The 25,075-nt window shown below is 70.8% G+C and carries 17 protein-coding genes and 1 pseudogene; 12 read left to right on the top strand and 6 right to left on the bottom strand.

Annotated elements, in window-relative coordinates; genetic code table 11:
- Positions 1-27 precede the first annotated feature (27 nt).
- On the top strand, positions 28-615 hold the full coding sequence (locus QSK18_RS02975; RefSeq protein ID WP_285616490.1) for a DUF5666 domain-containing protein: 588 nt from the start codon (positions 28-30) through the stop codon (positions 613-615).
- A 36-nt stretch (positions 616-651) separates the two neighbouring features.
- A complete protein-coding gene (locus tag QSK18_RS02970; protein WP_232808353.1) occupies positions 652-1,077 on the top strand; it encodes a hypothetical protein in 426 nt (141 codons plus the stop codon).
- Positions 1,078-1,126: 49 nt separating this feature from the next.
- Here the strand turns inward: QSK18_RS02970 and QSK18_RS02965 are convergent, their stop codons facing one another.
- Positions 1,127-1,567: a hypothetical protein gene (locus tag QSK18_RS02965; RefSeq protein ID WP_232808352.1), complete on the bottom strand. Its 441-nt coding sequence runs from the start codon at positions 1,565-1,567 to the stop codon at positions 1,127-1,129.
- A 252-nt stretch (positions 1,568-1,819) separates the two neighbouring features.
- Here QSK18_RS02965 and serA point away from each other — a divergent pair, with 252 nt between their 5' ends.
- Entirely contained in the window at positions 1,820-3,049 is a 1,230-nt protein-coding gene (serA, locus tag QSK18_RS02960) for a phosphoglycerate dehydrogenase (RefSeq protein ID WP_285616489.1), read from the top strand.
- Between the two features lie 25 nt (positions 3,050-3,074).
- Here serA and QSK18_RS02955 read toward each other — a convergent pair whose 3' ends face one another.
- Positions 3,075-4,451, bottom strand: coding sequence for a cryptochrome/photolyase family protein (locus tag QSK18_RS02955; RefSeq protein WP_285616488.1), 1,377 nt, complete (start codon positions 4,449-4,451; stop codon positions 3,075-3,077).
- Between the two features lie 258 nt (positions 4,452-4,709).
- On the opposite strand from QSK18_RS02955, the gene QSK18_RS02950 reads away from it, so the two are divergent.
- A complete protein-coding gene (locus QSK18_RS02950) occupies positions 4,710-6,041 on the top strand; it encodes a mechanosensitive ion channel family protein (RefSeq protein ID WP_285616487.1) in 1,332 nt (443 codons plus the stop codon).
- Between the two features lie 18 nt (positions 6,042-6,059).
- Here QSK18_RS02950 and QSK18_RS02945 read toward each other — a convergent pair whose 3' ends face one another.
- Positions 6,060-8,402, bottom strand: a complete 2,343-nt coding sequence (locus QSK18_RS02945) for an MFS transporter (protein WP_285616486.1) — start codon at positions 8,400-8,402, stop codon at positions 6,060-6,062.
- A gap of 448 nt (positions 8,403-8,850) precedes the next feature.
- Here QSK18_RS02945 and QSK18_RS35835 point away from each other — a divergent pair.
- Both QSK18_RS35835 and QSK18_RS02940 read left to right on the top strand, forming a co-directional pair.
- Positions 8,851-9,129 (top strand): annotated as a pseudogene (locus tag QSK18_RS35835) (AfsR/SARP family transcriptional regulator); the annotation flags it as partial.
- A 12-nt stretch (positions 9,130-9,141) separates the two neighbouring features.
- The gene (locus QSK18_RS02940; protein ID WP_285616485.1) at positions 9,142-12,903 is read left to right on the top strand and encodes a BTAD domain-containing putative transcriptional regulator; all 3,762 of its coding nucleotides are present in this window, start codon (positions 9,142-9,144) and stop codon (positions 12,901-12,903) included.
- A 9-nt stretch (positions 12,904-12,912) separates the two neighbouring features.
- Here the strand turns inward: QSK18_RS02940 and QSK18_RS02935 are convergent, their stop codons facing one another.
- Both QSK18_RS02935 and QSK18_RS02930 read right to left on the bottom strand, forming a co-directional pair.
- Complete coding sequence (locus tag QSK18_RS02935) at positions 12,913-14,421, bottom strand: ATP-binding protein (RefSeq protein WP_285616484.1); 1,509 nt, start codon at positions 14,419-14,421, stop codon at positions 12,913-12,915.
- A 48-nt stretch (positions 14,422-14,469) separates the two neighbouring features.
- Positions 14,470-16,128, bottom strand: a complete 1,659-nt coding sequence (locus QSK18_RS02930; protein ID WP_232808345.1) for an NAD(P)/FAD-dependent oxidoreductase — start codon at positions 16,126-16,128, stop codon at positions 14,470-14,472.
- Positions 16,129-16,365: 237 nt separating this feature from the next.
- On the opposite strand from QSK18_RS02930, the gene QSK18_RS02925 reads away from it, so the two are divergent.
- Complete coding sequence (locus tag QSK18_RS02925; RefSeq protein ID WP_285616483.1) at positions 16,366-19,515, top strand: hypothetical protein; 3,150 nt, start codon at positions 16,366-16,368, stop codon at positions 19,513-19,515.
- Positions 19,516-19,518: 3 nt separating this feature from the next.
- Here QSK18_RS02925 and QSK18_RS02920 read toward each other — a convergent pair whose 3' ends face one another.
- Complete coding sequence (locus QSK18_RS02920) at positions 19,519-21,630, bottom strand: acyltransferase family protein (RefSeq protein WP_285616482.1); 2,112 nt, start codon at positions 21,628-21,630, stop codon at positions 19,519-19,521.
- A gap of 146 nt (positions 21,631-21,776) precedes the next feature.
- Between QSK18_RS02920 and QSK18_RS02915 the strand changes: the two genes are divergently transcribed.
- The 5 genes from QSK18_RS02915 to QSK18_RS02895 are packed head-to-tail and all read left to right on the top strand — an operon-like array spanning position 21,777 to position 25,039.
- The gene (locus tag QSK18_RS02915) at positions 21,777-22,031 is read left to right on the top strand and encodes a hypothetical protein (RefSeq protein ID WP_232808342.1); all 255 of its coding nucleotides are present in this window, start codon (positions 21,777-21,779) and stop codon (positions 22,029-22,031) included.
- Positions 22,031-23,041, top strand: a complete 1,011-nt coding sequence (locus QSK18_RS02910; RefSeq protein WP_232808341.1) for an FAD:protein FMN transferase — start codon at positions 22,031-22,033, stop codon at positions 23,039-23,041. Before QSK18_RS02915 ends, QSK18_RS02910 begins: the two co-directional genes overlap by 1 nt.
- Positions 23,038-23,619, top strand: a complete 582-nt coding sequence (locus QSK18_RS02905) for a ferric reductase-like transmembrane domain-containing protein (RefSeq protein WP_285616481.1) — start codon at positions 23,038-23,040, stop codon at positions 23,617-23,619. Before QSK18_RS02910 ends, QSK18_RS02905 begins: the two co-directional genes overlap by 4 nt.
- Positions 23,616-24,833 carry an NADH-ubiquinone oxidoreductase-F iron-sulfur binding region domain-containing protein gene (locus QSK18_RS02900; RefSeq protein WP_285616480.1) on the top strand — a complete coding sequence of 406 codons (1,218 nt, stop codon included), beginning with the start codon at positions 23,616-23,618 and terminating at the stop codon, positions 24,831-24,833. Before QSK18_RS02905 ends, QSK18_RS02900 begins: the two co-directional genes overlap by 4 nt.
- Positions 24,830-25,039: a ferredoxin gene (locus tag QSK18_RS02895; RefSeq protein WP_232808338.1), complete on the top strand. Its 210-nt coding sequence runs from the start codon at positions 24,830-24,832 to the stop codon at positions 25,037-25,039. The genes QSK18_RS02900 and QSK18_RS02895 overlap by 4 nt, the downstream gene beginning before the upstream one ends.
- Positions 25,040-25,075 lie beyond the last annotated feature (36 nt).

Below are 25,075 nucleotides of genomic sequence, written 5' to 3'. Positions count from 1 at the left end.
CCTCCAGTGCCTAAGGATCCGATCGCCGTGAAACCCGCCCACCCCGAGACCGACGCCGCTGCCACCGCCCCGGCCGGGATCGACCTGGCCGCCGTGCAGCCCGACGACCTCGACCTGCTGGCCGAGAACGGCCGCAAGGTGACCAGACTGACGGTCTTCCTGATGGCGGCCGTCCTCGCCGCCCTGGCCTTCGTGGGCGGGGTGGTCGTCCAGAAGCAGTTCGGAACCTCCGGCGGCGCAAGCGCTATGGGTGGTATGCCCAGCGGGATGGCCGGTGGTATGGGTGGCAGTATGCCCGGAGGCGGCTACGGGGGTGGCGGTTTCGGGGGCGCCGCGGCGGGAGGTGCCAATTCCCAACAAAGGACGGGTGGGGGCGCCGAAAGCGCCTCGGCCACTCCGGTTGTGGTCGGGACCGTGACGAAGGTTTCGGGCCGCACCCTCACCGTCAAGAACTTCGCCGGCAAGTCGGTGACCGTCAAGGTCCCGGCCGGCACCACCGTTTCGGACTCTTCCGACTCGGCGCTGAGCGGCCTGGCCAAGGGCGTCTCGGTCTCGGTGGTGGGCGAGAAGGCGTCCGACGGAACCGTGACCGCCACCAGCATCACCGCCAGCTGACCTACTTACTTCCGCACAACCGCAAGGAGTCTGGACATGACCCGATCGCTCACCGCCCTGACCCTGGCCTCGGCCCTGGCCATCACCCTCACCGCCTGCGGCGGCGGTGACTCCGACTCGGCCGGGTCGACCGAGGCCACCAGCACGGCCAGCGCCTCCGCGGCGGCCGGGCCGGGCGGCGGCAACAACGGCCAGTTCCAGCAGATCCAGGAATGCCTGACCGCCGCCGGCATCGAAGTGCCCGACATGGGCGAGCGCCCCACCGACATGCCCACCGACATGCCCAGCAACCGGCCCACGGACATGCCCAGCGGGATGCCCTCGGGTGCGCCCGGCGGCGGTGGAGGCGGCGGGGGGATGGGCCAGATCCTTCAGGACGAGGACGCCCAGGCCGCCCTGAAGGCCTGCGGCCTGGAGGTGCCGACCGGCCGGCCCACCGCGTCGGCCACGGCCAGCAGCTGAACCGGCGCGGGCCCTCGTCCGACCGCCGGAAGAGGGCCCGCGACCGTTCTTAGACCGAGGTGTCGAAGAGCAGCCCGTCCTGGCTCACCGAGGCCACCGTGGTGGCGTTCACTCCCGCCTGCTCGGCCAGGTCGGCCAGGGTGCTGCCGTTCTGCAGGTTCGCCTGCAACGTCTCGGTGTCGGTGTCGAGCAGGGAGCTCAGTGAGTTCAGCGTGTCCTGCTGCTCCTGGGTGAGCGAACCGCTGAGCACCCCGGTGGCGTTGTCCGGATTGGGCGGGGCCGGCTCGGGGGTGCGCTCGTCCCGGCGCTCGCGGAACTGCACGGCCTGCAGGTCGGAGGGGGTGCGGGCGTTCTGGGGGGACAGGCCGGCCGGGTTCAGGGAGCGGCCGGAGGCGGCGTCGTAGTCGGCCCCGGTGGTCGCCGCGCCCGGCTGCCCCACCGCGTAGGGGCTCAGGTTGTAGGCCGTGCTGCTGATCGTGGAAATCGACATCGTTCTGCGGCTCTCCCTCCGGCGCGACCTGGATCGGCACACGCGCTGGGAATGATGTCGGCCGTTCGTACGGCATCTACAGGGATTACTGCGAGCTCACAGGTTCTTGTCATGACAGCAGCGTCGCGAAACCAGAAGACAGACTCCGGCCCGTCGGGAGTAGAGTTCTAGAGCGCACGAAACATGCTCGTAGCATCTACCGAGCGCTACGTCCGTCCTCGAACCGACCTACAGCTTGTGAGCGTGACTGCAGTGAGCATCAAGAACCCTCCCGCCACCGGGCTCCGCGTCCTGCTGCTGGAGAACATCCACCCGGATGCCGTGGCCGCGTTCGAGGCGGTCGGGGCCGAGGTCGTCTCGGTCACTGGCGCCCTGGACGAGGACGAGCTGATCGAGCAGGCCGCCGGCGTGCACGTGCTCGGGATCCGGTCCAAGACCAACGTCACCGAGCGCGCCCTGGCCGAGCTGCCCGACCTGCTGGCGATCGGCGCCTTCTGCATCGGCACCAACCAGATCGACGTGGCCGCGGCCCAGGCCCGGGGCGTCGCCGTGTTCAACGCCCCCTTCTCCAACACCCGCAGCGTGGTCGAGCTGGCCCTGGCCGAGATCATCGCGATGACCCGGCGGCTGACCGAGAAGGACCGCGGGATGCACGAGGGCATCTGGGACAAGTCGGCCACCGGCCTGCACGAGGTGCGGGGGCGCAAGCTCGGCATCGTCGGCTACGGCAACATCGGCACCCAGCTGTCGGTGCTGGCCGAGAACCTGGGCATGCAGGTGCTGTTCTACGACACCGCCGACCGCCTCCCGCTGGGCACCGCCAAGCCGGTCACCAGCCTGGAGTCGCTGCTCTCCCAGGTCGACGTGGTCACCCTGCACGTGGACGGCCGCCGGGGCAACGCCGACTTCTTCGGTGACGAGCAGTTCGCCCTGATGAAGCCGGGCAGCCTGTTCCTCAACCTCTCGCGCGGGTTCGTGGTCGACCAGGAGGCGCTGCGCCGTCGCCTGGAGAGCGGTCACCTGGCCGGCGCGGCCATCGACGTGTTCCCGGAGGAGCCGAAGGCTCGCGGCGACAAGTTCGTCTCCCCGCTGCAGGGCATGCCGAACGTCATCCTGACCCCGCACATCGGTGGTTCCACCGAAGAGGCCCAGCAGGACATCGGCCGGTTCGTGGCCGGCAAGCTGCGCGACTACACGCTGTTCGGCAGCACGGCGCTGAGCATCAACTTCCCGCAGCTGGCCACCCCCGAGGCCGAGGGCACCCGCTTGGTGCACATCCACCGCAATACCCCGGGCGTGCTGGCCGCAATCAACAGCGTGCTGGCCGAGGAGAAGGTCAACATCGACGGCCAGACCCTGGGCACCCGCGGCGAGGTGGGCTACGTGATCACCGACATCGGCGCCCGCCCCACCGAGCAGGTGCTGAACGCGCTGCGCAAGCTGCCCGACACCATCCGGGTGCGCGAGCTGCAGCTCTCCTAGTCGCTGAGGGCAGCGAGCCTTTCCCCTACCGCTTACCCCGGGCGGCGAGGAAACGCTCGTTGCCCTCACGTACGTCCACAATCGGTTCTGGGTAGTTCAACTGCTTGCGGACGTCGGTGGGCAGCTTCCAGGGGGCGTGCACCTTGGCTCCGGGAACGTCGGACAGCTCCGGCACGTAGCGGCGCACGAAGTCGCCGTTCGGGTCGTAACGCTCGGCCTGCGAGCTGACGCTCAGGATCCGGTTGAACCTGGAGTCCGTGCCCGTCCCGGCCACCCACTGCCAGTTCATCGTGTTGTTGGCGGTGTCGCCGTCGATCAGGTGGTCGACGAAGAACTGGGCTCCCCAACGCCAGTCCAGGTACAGGGTCTTGCACAGGAAGTGGCCCACCACCAGGCGTCCCCGGTTGTGCATCCACCCCTCGTCGACGAGTTGGCGCATACAGGCGTCGACCAGGGGCCACCCGGTACGGCCTTCTTTCCAGGCCTTGAACTCACGCTCCGCGTCCTTGCCCCGGCGCCACCGGTCGTTGCGGGGCCGTAGATCGACCTGGGTGGACTTGGGGTTGGCGGCCAGCACCTGGGCGTGGAAGTCGCGCCAGGCCATCTGGCGGGTGAACGCCGGGGCGATGTCCCACGCCTTCGTGACCACTTCCAGCGGGGAGAGGCAGCCGAAGTGCAGGTAGGGCGAGATGCGGCTGGTGCGGTCGCCGGCCATGTCGTCGTGGTCGTCCGCGTAGCCCTCGGCCCGCTGCTCCAGCCAGGTCTTGAACAGCTTGCGCCCGGCCGTCTCGCCTCCGGCCGACATGTGCGGCGCCGTCTCACCTGAGCTGATCTCGTTCGCCGTCGGGACCTTCCCGGTCTCGATCCCGGCGGGCAGCGCGAGCTTGCGGGGCGGGCTCAGCGGAGTACGCCGGGGCTCCTTCTCCCACTTGCGGTGGTAGGGCGAGAACACTGACATGTGGGTCTTGCCCACGGCCGTGATCTGCCCCGGGGGCACCACGAACAGCGAATCGTCGTGCACGTGCAGTTCGCAGTCAAGTTCGTCCAGGGCCTCGCGCAGCGCGTCTTCCCGACGGTGGGAGAAGCCGCTGGCGTCGCCGGCCATGTGCACGGCCGAGGCCTTCACGGTCTGGACCAGTTCGGCCACCTCGGCTGCCACCTCGCCCCGGCGGACCACCAGGCCGGCGCCGCGCTTCTCGAGCGCGGCGGCGAGGTCGGCCAGGCTCTCGGCCAGGAACTTCGCGCGGTTGGGCCGGTTGTACGAGCCCTTGAGGATCTTCAGGTCGAGGACGAACAGCGGCACCACCTGCCCCTCCTGGGCGGCATGGTGCAGGGCCGGGTTGTCGTGCACCCGCAGGTCCCGGGTGAACAGGACGACGGACGTGCGGGGCGCGTTGATCACGTCGCCCTTTCTATCCCGCACAAGAGTGACTCGCCTCTCAGCGCGACGCTGCGACCTGCGCGTTTCTTCCGGGGAGGACTCAGCGAGGGAATGTCGGGCCGCACGGGACGGATGGGCTGGATAACGTCGTCGTTCAACTCCGGACGGGCTGTGACGACGGCGCCGGCCCCTGCATCGACGCCCGGAGCCCGAGAACCCGAAACGACCTGACCTGATCCGTGCCCCCATTGGTGGAGCGTGGGAAGGGAAAGGAGCTCAGTGGACCTCGACCTCTGGACCAGCCTTCTCCTCGCGGTGGCGATCGCCATCGCAGCCGGGCTGGTCGCCTGGACCATCGCCGGACTCGCGGTACGTCTGGCCAACCGTGCCGACGCGGGCTCGGTTCTCACGATCAACCGGTTGTGCCGTCGGCCGGTGATCCTCACCGTGGCGATGATCGCGCTGCAGGTTGCCGTGCAGGCCCTGCCCAGCGTCCCCGGCCCGTTCACCCGGGCCGCCGGCATCGCCGTCATCCTCTCCGCCTGCTGGCTCATCGTGCGAGCGCTGCTGGCGGGGGAGGAGATCCTGTTCTGGCGGCTGCGGATGGACGTGGCCGACAACCGCCGGGTCCGCCGGGCCCGCACCCAGATCACCCTGGTCCGCCGGGTGCTCGGGGTGGTCGTGATCGTGCTCGGCCTGGCCGCCGTGCTGATGTCGTTCCCGCAGCTGCGCACCTTCGGCGCCTCGCTGCTGGCCTCGGCCGGGGTGGCGGGCATCATCGCCGGTCTGGCCGCGCAGACCACGCTGGGCAACATGTTCGCCGGCCTGCAGCTGGCCTTCACCGACGCGGTGCGCATCGACGACGTGGTCGTGGTGGAGGGCGAGTGGGGCTGGATCGAGGAGATCACCCTGACCTACGTGGTCGTGCACCTCTGGGACGAGCGCCGGCTGGTGCTGCCGACCAGCTACTTCGTGACCACGCCGTTCCAGAACTGGACCCGCAACCAGGCCCGGATCCTGGGCTCGGTGATGCTGTACCTCGACTACGCCACCCCGCTGACCGAGCTGCGTGAGCACGCCCGTCAGGTGATCGACGCCAACCCGCTCTGGGACCGGCAGGCCTGGGTGCTGCAGGTGGTCGACACCACCGAGACCACGATGCTGGTGCGCGTGCTGGCCTCGGCGAACGACGGCCCGAGCGCCTGGGACCTGCGCTGCGACATCCGTGAGTCGCTGCTGACCTGGCTGCAGACCCACCACCCGCAGTCGCTGCCGGTGCAGCGCAACATCGGGGTGCCCGGTGAGCTGGGCTTCCGCGACGGGGTGGTCAGTGCCGAGGAGGCCGGGCTGGACGACTCGGACGGCTTCGGCTCCGGCTCCGGCTCTGCCCGGAACGGCTCGCGCCGGCCGGCCGCCCGCCCGCCGAGGGCCCGGAACCATGCCCCGGTCACGCCGGATCCGGAGACGGCGCACCTGGACCTGCAGATGCCCAACCACGCCGAGGAGTACGACGACGAGGACGCTGCTCCGCTGGACCCGCGCGGTCGGCCGAGCGGTGACGGTGGTGGTGGCGCCAGCGCCTCTGCGGGCGCCGCGCTGGGACAGCGGTAGGCGATCAGGTGGCCGGGCTCAGCGGTGGCAGTGTCGCCCCCGCAGCCCCGACCCAGCGTGCTGCAGCCCGGGGAGCAGCAGTATCCCCAGCGCGCCGACCAGGCCGGAGCCGGCGATCACGGTCGACGGGGCGAGCCACTGCGCCGCCGCCCCGGCCACCAGGATCGCCAGGCTCTGGCCGCCGTACAGCCCAGCGATCGCGATTCCGAACGCCCGGGTACGTACCTCGGCCGGCACGTGCGAGGCGAACTGGGTGTTGGCCACCACCTGGAAGGCCTGCCCCAGCCCGCACAGCACGAACAAGGCCAGGCTGATCGTCAGCCCGGGGCGCAGCGCCACGATCAGCAGGGGGAGCGTGCCCACCAGGGCCAGCGGATACATCAGGCGTGCGGCCGTGCTGGGGGCGGCGAACCGGCCGATCGCCAGGCCCCCGATCACGCTGCCGGCCGCCGCTGCGGCCATGATCAGCCCCACCGCGCTGGAGCTGTGCCCCAGCTCGGCCGCGTAGGCCACGGCAATCGCCTCGGGGACGATCGCGTACGCCGCCCCGACGATGCCCAGGAGCAGGGGGAACCAGATCTGCTGGTCGCCGCGCACCACCTGGGCGCCGGCGATCATGTCGCTCCAGATCGAAGTGCCTGAAGACGTTTGTGCTCGCCGACGCTGTCGGGCCACGGCGGCCCGGCGGCCCCGGTGGCGCAGTTGGGACGGGTTGAACCTGGCGGCGCGCACGGCGACGCGGCGGCGGGTGCTCGTGGTGCCGCCGGTGGGCTGGAACTGCTCGTTGCTTTCCAGTTCGGGCTGGCGGCGGCTGCGTCGCTTGCCCTGCCGTCGACCGGTCTGGCGGCCATCGCTGCGGCGGTTCTTGGGGCGCTGATCGGTGCTGCGCTTTTCAGCGGCGCGTCGACCGGTGGGGGATTGGCCGGAGGTGCCCAGACCGGAAAGCAGTTCGTCGGCCAAGGGCCGGACGGGCTGCTGATCGGTCACGTGCTGGTCGGCCGTGTACTCATCGATGCGGTGCGGGCCGGTCGGAGGTTGTTCGATCGGGTGCTGGTCGGCCAGGTCCTGCCCGCCGACGTGATGCAGGTCGGCTGGGTGCTGTCCGGCCTCGTGCTGTCCGGCCTCGTGCGGGGCGACCGGGTGTTGGTCGGCCGGACGCCAGCGGCGGTCCTCTTCGCCCTGCCCCCGCGGGCCCGGAACCCTCCGGGTCACGGCCTGGCGGCGCAGCCCATCCTCCGCCGGAACCGCCGCATTGCCTCGAGCGGTATGCGGCTCAGCCCAAGTCCCGGCTGCCGCCTCATCGAACTGGTGGTGCTGATCGCCCTTCCCACCCAGCCGTTGCCCCGGCACGACCGGTACCACCGGCGCCCGCCGCGGCCGGTAAGGCGACTGATCCGCCTCCTCGGTTCCCCCTACCGTTCCCGGCTGGCCCCCCTCGGCCGCGACCACTCGTCCTTCGTCGTTTCCTTCCCCCGAACCAAAGGCGACCTGCCCATCGTCCTCGCGCTCGGCGTCTTCAAGCTTCTCGCCCTTGGCGTTCGGCGCCGCCCTGTGCACCAGGCCCGCCCGGAGCAACAGGGCCGAGGCCAGGAAGGTCAGGCAGTTCAACGCGAGTACGCCGGGGGCGCTGATGGCCAGCACCAGCGCGCCCCCCGCTGCGAAACCGCACAACTGGGCGATCTGGTGCACTGCCTGCCGCAGCGACATGCCTACGGGGTAGCGGTTGCCGGTGAGGATCTGGGCCAGCAGGGCAGAGCGGGCGGCGTCGAACGGGGGCGCGAGCATCGCCGACAGGAAGACCAGAGCGGCCACCACGAGCGGCGCGAATCCGGCCAGGGCGGCGACGGCGATGAGCAGTGCGCGGGCCAGGTCGCAGGCCACCATGACCGAACGCCCCGGAAAGCGCTCGGCCCAGGCCGCGAGCAGTGGACCCCCGAGCAGCCAGGGCACATAGGCGGTGGCATAGCCGGCGGCGGCGAGCAGTGGCGAGCCGCTGTCCTGGTAGAGCATGACGGCGACGGCCACGGCGGCCACCTGGTCGCCGATCAGGGAGAGCAGGTCCGCGGCGAAGACCGCGCGGAACTCCCGCACTCCGAACACGTCTCGGTATCCGGCCGGCCGATCGGCCGATTCCTCAGGCGCTGAGGCGGCGCTGATCGCCTGCCCCGCCGGACCTTCGGGAACGTCGGGCACGCCGGTCCCGCCCGCACCGTCGGCCCCTGTGAAAACATCGTCGGGGCTCGGAACCTCGGGCCCGCTCGCGGTGTTCACCGCGCGGGCGTCACGGCCGGCTTCCCCTGGGCCGCCTGGTTCATCGAGCTCGCCGAGCATGATCGGTGGATCTGCCTGCTGCGTCGACACGCGTTGTCGTCTCCCCCATCAACCCCGCCGACCTTGCCCACGGTGCTCCCGGTGCCGCCCTCACAGCTCCGGAGCCCCTTCCTGGTGTACGTGTTACAGATGTTGCTGGTGCTGCTGGTGTTTCTCGGGTCAAAACCGCGACCGGCCCCCATGCCGTCAGGCTGGGGGCAGTACGCGTGAATCTTGATCGCACCTCGTCGCCGGCAAGACTTGCGGATCCACCGGCCGGTGCGCAATGGCCTGCTCAGAAGCTCAGCCCCAGGTCTGACCGCGCACAGTGCACCTCCCACCAGGTCGTCCTGCCCCGGGAGCGCCCCGGGGCTTCGATGACGACAAATCTGCTGGGAAGGTCCGACAAGCCACTTAATGACTACTGAACGACCTGGTAGAACGCATGAACACGGCCAATGACGGAGCATCGGGCGGCAGTTGCGCATAGGTTCAGCACGTGGCGCACGCATCTCGATCGGACGCAGGCGACCGGATCCGCATCCTCGGTCCCGTGGAGATCGTGCGGGCGGGCAGGCCGATCTCGGCCGGCAGTCCTCGCCAGCGCGCTCTGCTCGCATTGCTCGCCCTCTCGGTGGGGGTCGCCGTTCCGCCGTCCCGGCTGGTCGATCTGCTCTGGGGCGACGCTCCGCCCCCCTCTGCGGGAAACACCGTGCAGGTCTATGTTTCGCGGCTCCGGCGTCTCCTCGTTGCCCCCGGTGAGCTGCCAGCATTACGTACGGTATCCGGAATGTATCTCCTTGACCTGCCTCCGGAGGCGATCGACTCGCGCCGGTTCGAGGAGGCCAGCGAGTCGGGACGGGCGCGGCTGGCGGCGGGTGACCCGGTGGGCGCGGCTCACGAATTGCGTTCTGCTCTGCAGTTGTGGCGTGGTTCGGCCCTGCCGGACCTGGCCGCCGTGCCCGGCGCGCTGGCCTCGGTGGCTCGCCTGCAGTCGCTGCGGCTTTCCACCCTGGCCGACCGGATCGACGCGGAATCCCTGCTGGGGCGTCATTCCCGGCTGATCCCGGAACTGCAGGACCTGGTGCGCAAGCATCCGCTGAACGAGCGTTTCGTGGGCCAGTTGATGACGTCGCTGTACTGGGAAGGCCGTCAGGCCGAGGCTCTGGCCGCGTACGCGGCGGCGGCCGACCGCCTGGGTGACGAGCTCGGCATCGACCCGTGTCCGGCTCTGCGGGATCTGCACGGCCGGCTGCTGCGTCAGGAGGTCGGGCCGGTCGCCACCGAGTTCGCCGAGTTCGCCGACTCCGCCGAGGGCGTTCACAAAACCGATTCTGCGTCGGGGATTTCCGGTGATCTGCGGCTTGTCCAGCTGATGCGCGCCCACACGCTCTCCGCGATGTCCCGCTCGGTGGGTGACCCCGAGCGTCCCGGGCTGGAAACCGATTTCAATTCACGGACGTCGGTGGCCTCGGTCGCGCTGTCGGGCGGGGGAGCGGGGGTGACCGGCGGGGTAGTGGGACCGCGCGTGGCCCGTGAAGGGATGGGAGCGGGAAGGGCTTCCCGGATGCCGGGATCGGGGGCGACAGGTGTTGAAGTTTCCGGTGGGGTGATTCATCCGGGGGTGGCGGCCGTACCTGGAGTGCTTCATGGAGTGGTGGGGTCGCGAGCGCTCGCTGGGGCGGAAGATGCGCTCACGGGTGGCGCGACGGGTGTTGCCCGGGGCACGACCGCAGTAGATGGAGCCGGGCCGGATGGGGCCGTGGTGTACGGCGCCCGAGCGGTGCCCAGTTGTCTCGTGGGGCCTGGTGCGGCTGAGGGGAGGCCGGTCGGTCTAGTAGGGATCGCAGCAGGGGGCGCGGCTGGGCCAGGTGTGAGCGGGGTTGGGAGTTCCGGGCGGATTCCTGGACAACGCTCGGGTGAGGCGGTGGGTTCTGGCGGGGGTTTTGCTGGGCTGCCGCACCAGGCTCGGGTGGCTCCGGTCGCCCTTCGTCCAGACCCGCCGAGCGGCTTGCCCGTACCTCCCGCTGCGCTGCCCGGTCCTCCCGTAGTGCCGGGGAGTCCAGCGAGCGCCCGGCTGCCGATGCAGACCACGCCGCTCTCCCCGTCGCTGGAACCGGTTGTGCCGCAGCCTTCCACGCTCTCCGTGGAGCACTGCGCCCCGATACTGCCGGGGGTACCCGAGACCGGCCCGATCCCGTCGATCGGGACCAAGCGAACGGCGTTTGGCGCGGCCTACGGCGCGGGAACGGTCGGGCGGACGGGGGAGCTGGGCGCGGCGCTGGAGTTGCTGCGCCGTCCAGACGTCCGGTTGGTGACGGTGGTGGGGCCGGGCGGGGCAGGCAAGACCCGGCTGGCTGCGCAGATCGTGACCCGTCGGCTGGCGGAGGCGGGGCGGGAGGTGGCGGCCACCCGGGTTCTGGTGGTTCCGCTGGGAGGCACTCCGGCCGCAGACAATGCCGGGGCCGAGCCGGGCGCGGGCCTGGCGGCGCGGCTGCGGCGCATCCTGGGCGTAGTGCCGGACACGCCGGGCGAGGCTCCGATCGACACGGTGTGCCGAGCGCTCGCGGCGATCCCCTGCCTGCTCGTGCTGGACGACCTGGATGCCGACGACGTCGAGGCCGAGCCGATGGCCACGGTGACGGCGCTGATCGCCAGGGTCGGCGGGCTGCGGGTGCTGGCCACCGCGCGGCGGGCCTTGGGGGTGCCGGGCGAGCAGGTCATCGGTCTCGTGCCGCTGGCCATGCCGTGGGCCTTCTCGGGGGCCGGCGACGTACAGACCGTGCGCTCGGCCGAGGCGGTGCGGCTGTTCCGCGAGCGAGCCCGCGCGGTGCTGCCCGCCTTCGAGGTCACCGAGCAGAACGCCGCGGCCGTCGGGGAACTGTGCCGGGCGCTCGACGGTCTGCCACTGGCTCTGGAACTGGCGGCCGCGCGCACCCGCAGCCATGATCCGGAGGGCATCGGCCGCGATCTGAACAGCGCGACGGCGGCCCGGCGGCCCGGGGCGATGCTCGAGGCCGTGCTGGAATGGACGGTGAACCTGCTCGAAGACACCGAGAAGCTGGTGCTGAGCCAACTCTCGGTCTTCGTCGGGGGGGCCACCCTGGACGCGGCCGAGCGGGTCTGCGGTCCGGTTCCCGGGCCCGGCCAGGTGATCGACGTGATCGGCCGGCTGGCCGACAAGAATCTGCTGCTGATCGACGAGACCGGCCGCCTGGGTCTGCTCGCGCCGGTGCGTGAGCACGCCCGGCGCCTGCTCGCGGCCGATCCGGAAGAGGAGGCAGCGTGTGCCGACCGCCACGCAGCCTACTTCGCGGAGTTCGCCGACGCTCTGCCGCCGCTGACCGACCGCTGGCTCGACCCGTCCGAAAACACCGATCTGAGAACCACTCCCAACGCCAAGGCGAGTGCCGTCGGGCAACTCGGCGGACGCGCGGCCGAGTACGACAACCTGTCCGCGGCTGCCGCGCACGCAGAAGGGCGCGACGGTGAGGTTTTCGCCCGGCTGGTAGCGGCGTTGCTCGACCAGGGCCTGAGCACCGGCCGCTGGGAACTCGGTGACGCCCCGGCCTGGCTCGCCCGCGCCCAGGCCCAGCGGCCCACCGCCCGCACCGGAGCCCGGCTGCTGCTGGCCGGGGGAGCGTTGGCCCTGTTCGGCGGAAACCCGCTCGCCGCAGCGGAGATCCTGGCCCAGATCCCGGCCGGAGCCACCTCCGGCGAAGCGGGGGCGGTGGTCGCGATCCGGGTGGCGCTGATGCGGGCCGTCGCGGCTCGTTCGCTGGGCCGGTGTGAGGAGGCGCTGGCCGAGGCGGAAGGGGCGCTGGAAAGGGTGCGGGCGCTCCGGCGTCCCCCCGAAACCCTCTGGCACGCAGTGCTGAACGTGCTGGCCGACGTGCTGGACGATCTGGGACGTACGGCCGTGTCCATCGGTCACTGGCAGCGCAGCCGGCATCGGGCGGCGGCCGGTGGTGACCCGACGCGCCTGGCCTACCCGCTGGCCAAACTGGCCCTGGCCGCGCAGGACCGGGGAGAAGACGCGCTGGCCCGGGTGCTGATCGGTCAGGCCCGCTCGGCGGCCACCAGCGGCGGACGGGCGATCCGCTCCGGCGTCGCCGTGGCCGACGGGCTGCTCGAGCTACGCCACGGCAACCATCAGGCCGCTCTCACCTCGCTGCGCCAGGCACTACGAGAGGCTCACGCCGGCGGGAAGTTCTTCACCCTGCCGCGGATCGTGGCACTGCTCGGGGTGGCGCACTGGCCGCACGACCCGCACCGGGCTGCGGCTCTGCTCGCGGTCTCGGCCAGCTGGGGCGCCCAGCGTTCGATCGTGGTCACCGGCCGCCGGGAACGAGAACTGATCAGCGCCGCCGAGTCGGCGCTGGAGCAGGCCGGCCGCACCGACGAGAGCATCCGCCGGGCGGCCGCCCGGGGAGCGGCCGTGCCGTTCGGATCGCTGATCGGGGTGCTGCGGCTCGACCCGGAGAGTTCCGGGCCCGAAAGCCCGCCCGAACTGATCGATCTCACCGGTGCCGACCCGATCGTCCATGTGTAGCGACCGGACCTACTCGCTGACCTCGGCCACCTCGGCCGGTGCCGGTGCGGTCAGCGGCAGCCGGACCTCGAAGGCGGCACCCGCTCCGGGACTGCTCTTCACCCGGATGTCGCCCCCGTGCCGGTTGACCACGATCCGCCAGACGATGTCCAGACCGAGCCCGGTGCCCTTGCCGATCGGCTTGGTCGTGTAGAACGGCTCGAAGATCCGCCGCTGCACGTCCGGGGTCATGCCCGGGCCGGTGTCCCGGATCGTGATCAGCGCGAAGTCTCCGTCGGCGCGGGTGCTGATGCTCAGCGTGCCCGGGCCCGCCTCGTTGTCGCACTTCATCGCGTGCACGGCGTTGTCGAGCAGGTTGGTCCAGACCTGGTTCAGCTCGGCCGGGTAGGCCGGGATCCGCGGCAGCGTCTTGTCGTAGTCCTTCTCCAGGGTCAGGCCCTCACGGACCTTGGCCCCGAGCATCACCAGCGTGCTGTTCAGGCCCTCGTGGATGTCGACCTGCTGGTACTCGGCGCGGTCCATCTGGGAGTACTGCTTGGCCGCGTTGATCAGCGTGGCGATCCGCTCGGTGGCGTCCTCGATCTCGGCCATCAGCTGCTCGTTCTCGAGCGCGTAGGTGATCCACTTCAGCCCGGCCTCGAGGTGCGTCTGCGGGATCGAGTCGGCCACCCCCTGCAGCCACTCCAGGTCGAGCCCGGCGCCCACCCAGACCGGCGCGAGCTGCCAGCCGGAGGAGATGCCGTGCTCGTCGCACCAGTCGCTGAACTCGTCCTCGAGGTCGTTCTCCTGCATCGGCGTCAGGTGCTTGTTCTTGCCGGCCTTGGCCTTGGCCGACTGCTCGATCGCGTCCTCCTGCAGACCGGCCAGCTTCACCAGGGTGTCCGGGTCGACCTTGCCGGAGGCCAGGTGGGCGAGCTTGCCGCGCATCGCCGCCACCCGCTCGCGCAGCGTGGCGGTGGCCCGGACGGCGGCCGAGGCCGGGTTGTTCAGCTCGTGGGTGAGCCCGGCGGTGAGCCGGCCGAGGGCGGTCAGGCGCTCCCGCTGGCCGACCACCGCCTCGGAGTTGCGCATCCCGGTGAACAGGCCGTCCAGCAGGTGGATGGCCATCGGGAACCATTCCTTGAGCACGTCGGCCAGTTCCTCACCGGGGATCCGGAAGAAGACCGACTCCTCGAGGGTGCGCATCGAGCCGCCGTAGAACGGGCTCTTCGTGACCTCCCGGGCCGAGGTGAGCCAGGCCCAGGTGGCGCCGCTGTAGACGCCCGGCCGGTCGGTGCGGGAGACCTCGACCTCGTGGTCGCCGACCTGCTTCAGCATCACCTGGCGGCCCTCGACCAGCATGTAGAAGCAGGTCGCGGGCTCGTCGGCGCTGTAGACGGTGGCGCCCGCCGGATAGCGCACGACCTCGCCGTGCTCGGACATCCAGCGCAGCTGCTCGTCGTTCAGCTTCTCGAACAGGAAGAAGCGCGACAGCTCAGCGGGAGTGAGCCGCTCCATCGGTTGCTCCGTGGTGGTCACCCGTTCTCCAACGTTCTCGACACGCGATTAATGCCCTTACGGATGCACTCAGGGGTGCGCCAGGTACTGGTGCACGAGCGTCACGGCCATCGCTCCCTCACCGACCGCCGAGGCCACCCGCTTGACCGAGGCGGCCCGCACGTCGCCGGCCACGAACACCCCGGGGATGCTGGTCTCCAGGTGGAACGGGTCGCGGTTGGGGGTCCAGCCGGCCGGCCGCCGGCCCGAGTCGAGCAGGTCGGTGCCGGTGATCAGGAACCCGGCCTCGTTGCGCACCAGCTGCTCGGGCAGCCAGTCGGTCTTCGGGGCGGCGCCGATGAAGACGAACAGGTGCCCGCAGTCCACGTCCTCGGTGGCCCCGGTGGTGCTGTCGCGCAGCACCAGCTTCTGCAGGTGCCCGTCGCCCTGGCAGGCCACCACCTCGGTGCAGGTTCGCACCTCGATCCGGTCGTTGCCGCGGATCTGCTGGATCAGGTAGTGCGACATCGAGCGCTCGAGGTCGGGCCCGCGCACCGCCAGGGTGACCTTGGCGGCCTGGCGGGAGAAGAACATCGCCGCCTGACCGGCCGAGTTCGCCCCGCCGACGATCACCACGTGCTGGTCGGCGCAGGCATCCGCCTCGGTGGCGGCCGAGCCGTAGAACACGCCCTTGCCCACCATGTCGTCGGCGCCGTCGGCCCCCAGCCGGCGGTAGGAGACCCCGGTGGCCAGCAGCACGGCGTGCGCGGCGATCCGGCTGCCGTCGTCGAGTTCGAGGATGCGCTTGGGCCCGTGCGTCTCCAGCCCGACCACCCGGCGGGCGGTGAGCAGTTCGGCGCCCAGCCGGCTGGCCTGCCGGCGGGCCCGGTCGGTCAGCTGACCGCCGCTCACTCCGTCGGGGAAGCCCAGGTAGTTCTCGATCCGGGAGCTCTGCCCGGCCTGACCGCCGGTGGCCCGGCTCTCGACCAGCACCGTGCGCAGACCTTCGGAGGCGCCGTAGACCGCCGCGCCCAGCCCGGCCGGACCGCCGCCCACGATCACCAGGTCGTAGAAGTCCTCGGCCGGGGTGGTGGAGAGACCGATCTTGTCGGCCAGCTCGCTCAGGGTGGGCCGCAGCAGCGCGTCACCGCCGGCGGTGAGCACGACCGGCACGTCGTCCTCGCCCGCGCCGGCCGCCTGCAGCAGCTTGCGGCCTTCTTCCTCCTCCACCGTGTACCAGTGGTAGGGCATGCCGTTGCGGGCCAGGAAGTCGCGCACCTCGTGCGAGCGGGCCGACCAGCGGTGGCCGATGATCCGGGTGGACTCGACCTCCGGGTCGCCCGCCGCCGCCCAGGTCTCGAGCATCTGGTCGACCACCGGGTAGAGCTTCTCCTCCGGCGGTTCCCACGGCTTGAGCAGGTAGTAGTCGACGTCGACGACGTTGATCGCCTCGATCGCCGCGTCGGTGTCGGCGTAGGCGGTCAGCAGGGCCCGGCGGGCGCGCGGGAACAGGTCCATCGCGCGCTCGAGGAACTCGATGCCGTTCATCCCCGGCATCCGGTAGTCGGCCAGCAGCACCGCCACCCGGTCGCCGCGCAGGCGGATCTCCTGCAACGACTCCAGGGCCTCGGCGCCGGAGTCGGCGCGGACCACACGGTATTCCTCGGCGTAGCGACGACGCAGGTCACGAGCGACGGCCCGGGAAACGGACGGGTCGTCGTCGACCGTGAGAAGGATCGGCTTGCTCACCGGCTGAAGCTCCTCAGGCTGGGGGGATCCGAGCGTAGTTCGGGGCCCGGCGCGGGCACCAGCAATTACGCCTGTGGCGCAGACAGCCTGACACCCCTCGGAACGACGTGGTCACGAGCCGTGTTCGGGTGGTGAACCGTTACGTGATCTGCCCCGCTTTCGTCTCGATGCCCTTGCCGGGCTCCACTACCCTCGAACGGGTAGATCGCCCGAGTCGGAAAGCTAGGGAGCATGCACGTGACCGACTGGGACCCCTCCGCGGTAGCGGCTGTGCTGCGAACGGAGAACCGGTTCCCAGGGGGTGCCGTGGTCGGTGTTCTCGCCGTCGGTCACTCCCAGACCCGCATCTGGGTGCTGGAGTCCGAACGGCTGGAGGACGCGGCGGTGGCCGCCCGGCCGGTGGTGCTGGCCGAGCGCCGGCTGCCGGGGGTCGGTAGCGAGCTGTTCGACCGGCTGCTGCTGGAGCGGGCCCTCGGGCGTCTGGCCGAGATCCCCGGGGCCGACGAAACGCTCACCGACCGGCTGCGGGAGCCGGCCGGGGAACCGTGGTCGCGGCTGCGCAAGCACCTGATCGACCAGGTGCGCCGGGCCCGCGAGGAGCTCACCGCCTGGCACAGCGCCACGGTCGAGGTGGACGAGATCCCCGGGATCAGCCCGGACGGCCCGCTCCGGCTGGACCGGATCGAGCTGGACAACGCGCTGCGCCCGCACGTGCTGCAGATGGCCCGCGAGTTCGGCGCCACGATCGAGGAGTCGGGCCGCCGCCCCTCCCTGCTCGACGGCATCTACCTGCTCGGCGACGGCCAGATGCCGCTGATCGTGCGCTCGGTCTACGACGTGCTCGGGGTCAGCCCGACGGTGGGCCACAACCGGGTCGGAGCCGACACCCGGAGCGTCTCGGGTTTCTCCGAGCCGGTCACCCCCCACGGCATGCGACGGGTGTCGGCCCCGGAGCCGGCCCGCCCGGCCTCCCCGCCACAGGGGCTGAGCCTGCGCCCCACGCCGCCCCGGCCGAAGAGCAACGGCAAGCGGATGGTGGTGCCGGGCCGGACCACAGCGAAGCCCGAGCCCGCACCGGTGTCCCGGCCGAGCGTGGATCCGGACGACGCCGAGCTCTACCGTCCGGGAACCGCCGAGGCCTCGGCCCCCGAGGGGCAAGAGCTTCCAACAAAGGACGGGGATCTCGCCTCAATCTCTCAGCCGCCGGTTGCGGAGGCGGTTGGCTTCGGGGAGGACGCCTGGGGCACCAGGGAGGCCACGGCGGCCAAGGGGACGCCGGTCGCTGGGGCCACGGACAACGGGACGTACGTAGACGGTCCGCTCGTCAACGGAACTGTGGTCAGCGGGGTCGTGGTCAACGAGGCCGTGGCCAACGGGACGTCGGCCGGTGAGACCTCCGTCAATGGGGCCTCGATGGGCGGGGCCTCGGTGGATGAGGGCTCGACGGACGGGTCCTGGGGGGACGGAGCGCCGGCCAACGGAGCCCCGAGCAACGGGATCCGGAGCAACGGGACCTCGACCAGCGGGACCCCTGCCGACAAGACCATGGCCGACGGAATGTCCGTCAACGGGACGGCGGCCAACGGGACATCGGCGACTGGGGCCTGGAGGAATGGGACCCCGAGTAGCACGACCCCGACCAGCGGGACGACGGCTAACGGAAGCTCGGCCAGCGGAATATCGGCCGACGCAACCTTGGCCGATGGGACGTCTGTCAACGGGACGGCGGCCACCGGGACCTCGGCCCACGAAACCTCGTCCAGCGGAACGCCCGTCAATGGGACGGCCACCGGGACGACGGCGAACGGGACCTGGCAGGACGGGACCCCGAGCAGCAGAACCTCGACCGGCGGCACGACGGCTGACGAAACCTCGACCAATGGCACGCCCGACAACGGGACGACGGCCTATGGGACGACCGTGGACGGAGCCCGGAGCAACGGGACTTCGACCAACGGGACGCGGGCCAACGGCACCCCGAGCAACGGGACCGAGGCCAGCGGAGGGCTAACCAACGAAACTTCCGCCTACAGAGCGCCCGTCAACGGGACGACGGCCCACGGGACGACCGTGAACGGGACCCGGGGTAACGGGGCTCCGGCCGACGGAACACTGACCAACGGGACCTCCGTCAACGGCACCTCCGCCAACGGATCGTCCCGCAACGGCGCCTCACTCAGTGGAACCTCGCCCAACGGGACCCCGCATAACGGCGCCTCGCTCAGTGGAACCTCGCCCAACGGGACCTCGGCCTCGCTCAACGGCGCCTCGGTGAAGAACGGCACGGCGCGGCCCACCCTCAACGGCACCCACGTCGTGGCCTCTACCAGCACCGACTCGACCTCCTCAGGCTCCTCGGCTTCCCCGGCGGACAAGCTCAGCGACTTCGGTCCGCCGGCCCTCACCGACACCGGATCGCTGCGCCTGCTGCGCGACGAGGACGACGGCTTCGACGAGAACCGCCTCACCGGCACCCAGCCGCAGGCTCGCAAACGTCGTAAATTGGTGGTTCCGGTGCTCGGCGGGGTGACCGTCATGGTCGCCGCCTCGCTGATCGTGGTCGGCCTGGTGCGCAACGACGAGCCGGACAACACCGCATCGGCCAGCCCGGTCTCCGCGGGCTCGGACCTCAGCGCGGCCAGTACCGCCCCCTCGCCGAGTCCCACGTTCTCGCCGACCCCCGAGGTGGTGGCCCTGCCCGCCGTAAAGGGGCTCAAGGCCCGCAAGGTCGGTATCGCCGTCGCGCTGACCTGGGAAGAGGTCGAGGGCGCGGACCGGTACGCGGTCTATCGCGATCCGGGTACGCCCGACGAGAAGGTCCGCACCGCAGTCACGACCAAGCTGACCGACCGGCCGGGCGACGGCATCACCCACACCTACGCGGTGGTGGCCCTGGACGAGCAGGAGAACGAGGGGGTGCCCGGCCCCGAGGTGAAGGCCAAGGCGCTGGCTCCCTACAAGAAGGTGCAGCACATCGCCAGCGAGTGGACCGCGGTCGTGCCGCAGAAGCCCAACCGCCCCGGCGAGTCCGGCCAGGTCTGCGTGCCCAAGGCGAACAAGCTGAACGGGTCGGACGGGCGCATCGTCTGCAACTACCCGGACGGGCTCAAGGTGACCCTGTTCCACTACGACACGCCGGAGACCACCGACCGCCGCCACGACGACCTGGCCGCGACCAAGGGCGTCAAGAGCGGCCTTTGGACGATCGAGCGCAAGGAGAAGGCCGAGCTCACCGGTCGGCAGCTGAGCGGCCGGCGGATGGGCGGGGCCTGGCGCTGGACCACGTACGACTCGGCGCCGAACTATGCCGTGCAGCTGCAGTGGAAGGGCCACTCACCGGCCGAGCTGGCCAAGTGGGTCAAGCAGCACAAGCTCCTGCCCAACTGACAGTTACGGCTTCGGCATCAGTTCCTCGGCCAGCAGCGGGGCCAGCAGCCGGGCGTACTTGCCGGTGATGTGGTTGTCGTCGCGGTAGATCAGGGTGTTGCCCACCACCACCGGGCAGCTGGAGTCGCTGCAGAACCACGGCATCGGGTCGACGACGCGGGCTCCGGCCGCCTGCACCTCCTGCGCGATGCGGGTGCGCTGGGGTGACTCCGTGGCCCGGTCTGCGCTCTGGGCGCAGTTCTGGACGTCGCGCGGGTTCAGAGAAAGGCATTCCGGCACATTAGTCTTCGCGGCCGGAGTGTCGGCCAGGAACACCAGGTCGGTCTTCTTGGCCCGCAGTCGCCCGGCAGTCGAAGCCCAGCCTCGGGCCCAGGTGCCGTCCACGTCGTCGTTGCCCTCGGTCAGGTCCATGTGGTCGGCGATCGACGTCATCACCACCAGGTCGGGGCGTAGGGCGTTGATCCGCGCGATCGAGTTCTGCCGCCAGTCGTCGCAGGTGCGGTAACCGCCTCGGAAAGCCTCGGCGTAGAGGCTCACCTCGGCCGGGGTGCACATCACCTTGGTGAAAACAGCGAGCCGCCAGTGGTGCTTGCGGGCCATTGCTTCCATTGCTGGGAACCATTGCGCTGCATGGGAGTCGCCGAACAGCACCACCGTGGTTCGTCCCTTGGCCCGACCAAGGCTCAGGCAGTGTTCGGGGGTGTGGTCCTCGGCCACGGCTACGAAGCAGCCGTTGCTGCTGATCGAGGGCTCGTCGGTGGCTGCCTCGGTGAGCGGGGGTACCAGGTTCCGGGGGAGCGCCGAGGTGTGCGTGGCCGCCTGCAGCCGACGGCTCAAGGCTTGAAACCGCTGTGAAGGTGGGCCTTCCAGCGTCAGGCTGGTGGCGAGCGTTTCGCCTTGGGGGCGGCGGTCGGGCAGGGTCGGGATCAGCAGTGCTACGGTCACGGTCACCGCGGTGAGCCCGACCGCCAAGGCTCCGGCCGCTCCGAGGTGCGAGCGCAGATACTGATGGTGGCGCAGCGGCTGCTCGACCAGGCTGTAACTGATGCAGGCCAGACCCAGGGCGACCAGTGTAGTCAGAAGCTTTTCGTAGTTTGCAATCTCACGGCCGAGGATGTGTGGTGCCAGTATCAGGGCGGGCCAGTGCCACAGGTACCACGAGTACGAACGGGCACCGATGAACTGCGGCAGGCGCAGTCCCAGCATTCGCCCGCAAGCACTTCCGGGCCGCAGGCCCGCTGCGATCACGGCCGTTGTGCCCAGCACGGGAACGGCCGCGTACCAGCTCGGGAACGGGGTGCTGGCATCGAAAGCGACTGCGGCGTAGACAACCGCAACCAGACCCAGCCAGCCCAGAACTGGAGCGAGCCGCTGAACGAGCGGTAGGGACGTCCATAGTTGGTGCTCTTTGCCCCACAGCATCGCCACCGCGAGCAGAGAACCCGCACCCAGCTCCCAGGCCCGGCTCGGCGCGCCGAAATAGGCTGCGATCGAGGAGGTCTGGCTGCCGGTGACCGACTCGACGAAAGAGGCTGCCACCAGAGCGGTCAGCAAGGCGATGAACACCGCGCGCCGGCGCAGCAGCACCAGTCCGATCAACACCAACAGTGGGATGAACAGATAGAACTGTTCCTCCACGGCAAGTGACCAGAAGTGCTGCAGGGGGGATGGGGAATCGCCGGCGGCGCGGTAGTCGTTGCCGGACTGGATCAGTCGAATATTGATCACATATCCGGCGGCGGTGGCGGCATCGTACGCAATGGCGCGCAGACGCAGCGGAGGCAGCCAGACCCAGGCTGCAATCAGGGTGGAAACCAGGACGAGAGTGGCGGCGGGAAGAAGCCTCAGAGCGCGGCGGGCGTAGAACCGGCCGATCCGCAGACGCCCGGTGGCGGTGGCCTCGCGGGCCAGGTGTGAGGTGATCAGGAAGCCGGAGATCACGAAGAAGACGTCCACACCGACGTAGCCGCCGCTGAAAACGCCTACGCCGCAGTGGTAGAGCACCACCAGCAGCACGGCCAGGGCGCGCAGGCCCTCGATGTCCGGGCGAAAACCCGTTCGGGGAGCTGACTGCGCCTCCTGTGCCGGGACCGGTCTGATCTCGACATCGCTCACGGTGAGGGCATCGGCATTCCGGCCCCGGCGCTGACCTCCCCCTTTCGGCCCACAGGGTCGTACAGCGGATCCTCAGACAGCGCGCCGGACCCTCCCAGGCAGGCCGCCCACAGTGGTGCCCACGACAGCGGAGGAGAGACCGACGGATGAACGCTCGCAGCCAGGCCCACCGCACCACGGTGGCCGTGACCTCCGGCCTTGCGGTCGCCGCAGTGGCCACCACGGTGACGGTGGGGCTGGTGGCGGCCCGTTCCGAGAACGCCGACAGCACCGGCACCGTGGCCGATCCGGACACCTCCTCCTCGGCAACGCAGTCAGACCAGTCCAATTCCGGCAGCTCCGGCAGCTCGGGCATGAGCCCCGGCAACGGTTCCGCCGACGCCACTTCCGGAGGTTCGTGATGCCCCTGCTGGAGACTCTTCCCGTCCTGCCCACCGTTCGCCAGTGGCCGGTCTGGAGCACCACCGTCCGCATCGTGGTGACCGACCCCGAGTTCGCCGACCGGGCCGCCGCGCTGGTGGCCGAGCAGCTCGCCGAGGTCGACCAGGCGTGCAGCCGGTTCCGCGACGACAGCGAGCTGGCCCAGGTGCAGCGGGCCCGGACCTCGCAGGGGGTCACCGTCTCGGCGCTGCTGGCGGTGCTGCTCGGCGCCGCCCTGGAGGCCGCCGAGAAGACCGACGGCGACGTGGACCCCACCCTGGCCGACGACCTGGCCGCCCTGGGCTACACCGAGGACTACTCGGTGATCCAGGCCCGGGCGGGTGACGTCATCGTGCCGATCACCCTGAGCCGGCGCCGGCGGCCCAGTTGGCGCGACGTCTCGCTGACCGGGCGGGAGCTGCGGATGCCCGAGGGCATGCGCCTCGACCTGGGGGCCACGGCCAAGGCCTGGGCCGCCGACCGGGCCGCCCGCACCATCGCCGCCCGCTTCGGCGTAGGCGTGCTGGTCTCGCTGGGCGGCGACATCGCCACCGCAGGCCCCGCTCCCGCCGAGGGCTGGCAGGTCCTGGTGAAGGACGGCAGTGACGAGCCGGCCGCGCAGGTGGGCCTGGACGAGCCGACCGCCGGCCTGGCCACCTCCAGCACGGTCAGCCGCACCTGGCGTAACGGCACCCGGGCGGTGCACCACATCCTGAACCCGGCCAGCGGCCTGCCCGCCGAGCCGGTCTGGCGCACGGTCTCGGTGGCGGCGGGCTCCTGCCTGGACGCGAACATCTACTCCACCGCGGCGATCGTTCGGGGTGAGGACGCCCCGCAGTGGCTGCGCGAACTCGGCCACCCGGCCCGGCTGGTGGCGGCCGACGGCACCGTGGTCACGCTCAACGGCTGGCCGCGCGAGGAGATCCTCGCCGTCGACGCCGAGCCGACCCACGAGATCAGACTGCCGGCCGTGCCCGGGCGCGCGGCATGACCAGCGATGCCCTCTGGTACCTGGCCCGGGGCAGTGGCGTGGTCAGCCTGCTGCTGTTCACGGTCGTGGTCGCCCTGGGCATCGCCAACCGCTCCGGCCGGCCCTTCGCCGGGATGAACCGGCTGGCGGTGGCCTCGGTGCACCGCAGCGCGGTCCTGCTGGCCCTGGTCTTCCTGGTGGTCCACGTGGTCGCGCTGGTCTTCGACCCCTACGCCCAGCTCGACCTGATCGACCTGGTGCTGCCGTTCGGCTCCGGCTACCGGCCGTTCTGGGTCGGCCTCGGCACCCTGGCCCTCGACCTGGCCCTGGCCGTGGCGATCACCAGCCTGCTGCGGGAACGGATCGGGCACCGCGCCTGGCGGGCCGTGCACTGGCTGGCCTACGCCATGTGGCCGGTGGCCCTGCTGCACGGCATCTTCTCCGGCAGCGACCGCGGCACCGCCTGGATGCTCGTGATCGACGTGTTCTGCGTGGTGGTCGTGCTGGCCGTGGCGGCCGGTACCCACCCCGTCCTCAACCCCGCGGGGGCCCGGGCCAAGGCACCCGAACTCGTGACTTCCCGAAGGGAGCAGCGATGACCATGACCGCCGTCGACCCGACGCAGGGGCTGCGCATGCCGCCCGACGGGCCCCGGCTCTTCGCCGCGCCCGGTCCGGAGCTGACCGTCCACCTGGCCACCTACGGCACCGTTCCGGAGGTGACGCCCGCGCAGTTGCTCGAGCAGGTCCGCATCTCCGGCCTGACCGGGCGGGGTGGGGCCGGCTTCCCCACCGTGAACAAGCTCGAGGCGGTCACCGGCCGGGCGGTGGTCGTGGCCAACGGTGCGGAGGGTGAGCCCGCCAGCCGCAAGGACGTCGAACTGCTGCGCCGCGCGCCGCATCTGGTGCTGGACGGCATCGAAGTTGCGGCCCGGATCACCGGCGCGCAGGAGGCGTTCGCATATCTGCGGCCGGAGGCCGTGCCGGGCGTGCAGCGGGCCCTGACCGAGCGCCGCAGCACTCTGAACATCACCATCGTGGCGGCCGCCGACGGCTTCGTCAGCGGGCAGGAGACCGCCGTGGTCAGCCGGCTGAACTCAGGCCCGGCCCTGCCCCGCTTCAGCCGGCACCGGATCTTCCAGCGCGGCGTGGGTGGACGGGCCACGCTGGTGCAGAACGTAGAGACGCTGGCCCACCTGGCGCTGATCGCCCGCTACGGCGGCCGGTGGTTCACCACCGCCGGAACTGCCGACTCCACGGGCACTTTCCTTACCACGGTGGGCGAGACGGTGTGGGAAGTCAACCACGGCCTACCTCTTCGGAACCTGCTCGCCCCGGCCACCGACCGTCCGGTCGAAGAACTGCAGGCCGTGCTGGTCGGCGGCTATCACGGCACCTGGGTGCCCCTCCCCACCGCCCTGGACGCTCCGCTCTCCAGGGCGGGCCTCGAACCCTACGGAGCCGGTCTGGGCGCAGGCGTGCTGATTCCCCTGCCCGCCACCGCCTGCGGCCTCGAAATGACCGCGAAGATTGCCACCTACCTGGCCAACCAGTCCGCGAAACAGTGCGGCCCGTGCCAGTTCGGCCTTCCCGAGCTGGCCCAGCACCTGACCGCGCTGACCCAGGGCAAGGTCGGCCGCGACGCCGTCCACCAGGCCGCCGGCCTGGTCGAGGGCAGGGGAGCCTGTAAGCATCCCGACGGCACCACCCGGATGGTCCGCAGCGCTCTCAAGGTCTTCGCCGACGACGTCCGGCTGCACCAGGACGGCCGTTGCCTGGCGCGGATCTCCGAACCCTACGGAGGGGCCCGGTGACCCGTCCTCTGATCATCGACTGGACCGCCTGCGAAGGCCGCGGCCTGTGCGCCGACCTGCTGCCCGAGGTGCTTACCCAGGACAAATGGGGATACCCGCAAAGCCGCTCCGGTCACGACTTCTCGATCCCCGACGAGCTGGAGAAGGCCGCGCGCAAGGCCGTGCATCTCTGCCCCCGCCTGGCCCTACGGCTGCAAAACGACTGAGGGGGCACGGAATCCGCGCCCCCTCAGAACTCAAGC

It is taken from the genome of Kineosporia sp. NBRC 101677 (assembly GCF_030269265.1).
Lineage (GTDB): Bacteria > Actinomycetota > Actinomycetes > Actinomycetales > Kineosporiaceae > Kineosporia > Kineosporia rhizophila.
This window is presented reverse-complemented; position numbering and strand designations above follow the sequence as displayed.

Excerpts from the sequence above, each read along its gene's own strand:
- QSK18_RS02970 (WP_232808353.1), top strand. The coding sequence starts at position 652 with ATGACCCGATCGCTCACCGCCCTGACCCTGGCCTCGGCCCTGGCCATC.
- QSK18_RS02965 (WP_232808352.1), bottom strand. The coding sequence starts at position 1,567 with ATGTCGATTTCCACGATCAGCAGCACGGCCTACAACCTGAGCCCCTAC.
- QSK18_RS02940 (WP_285616485.1), top strand. The coding sequence starts at position 9,142 with ATGTATCTCCTTGACCTGCCTCCGGAGGCGATCGACTCGCGCCGGTTC.
- QSK18_RS02915 (WP_232808342.1), top strand. The coding sequence starts at position 21,777 with ATGAACGCTCGCAGCCAGGCCCACCGCACCACGGTGGCCGTGACCTCC.
- QSK18_RS02910 (WP_232808341.1), top strand. The coding sequence starts at position 22,031 with ATGCCCCTGCTGGAGACTCTTCCCGTCCTGCCCACCGTTCGCCAGTGG.
- QSK18_RS02905 (WP_285616481.1), top strand. The coding sequence starts at position 23,038 with ATGACCAGCGATGCCCTCTGGTACCTGGCCCGGGGCAGTGGCGTGGTC.
- QSK18_RS02900 (WP_285616480.1), top strand. The coding sequence starts at position 23,616 with ATGACCATGACCGCCGTCGACCCGACGCAGGGGCTGCGCATGCCGCCC.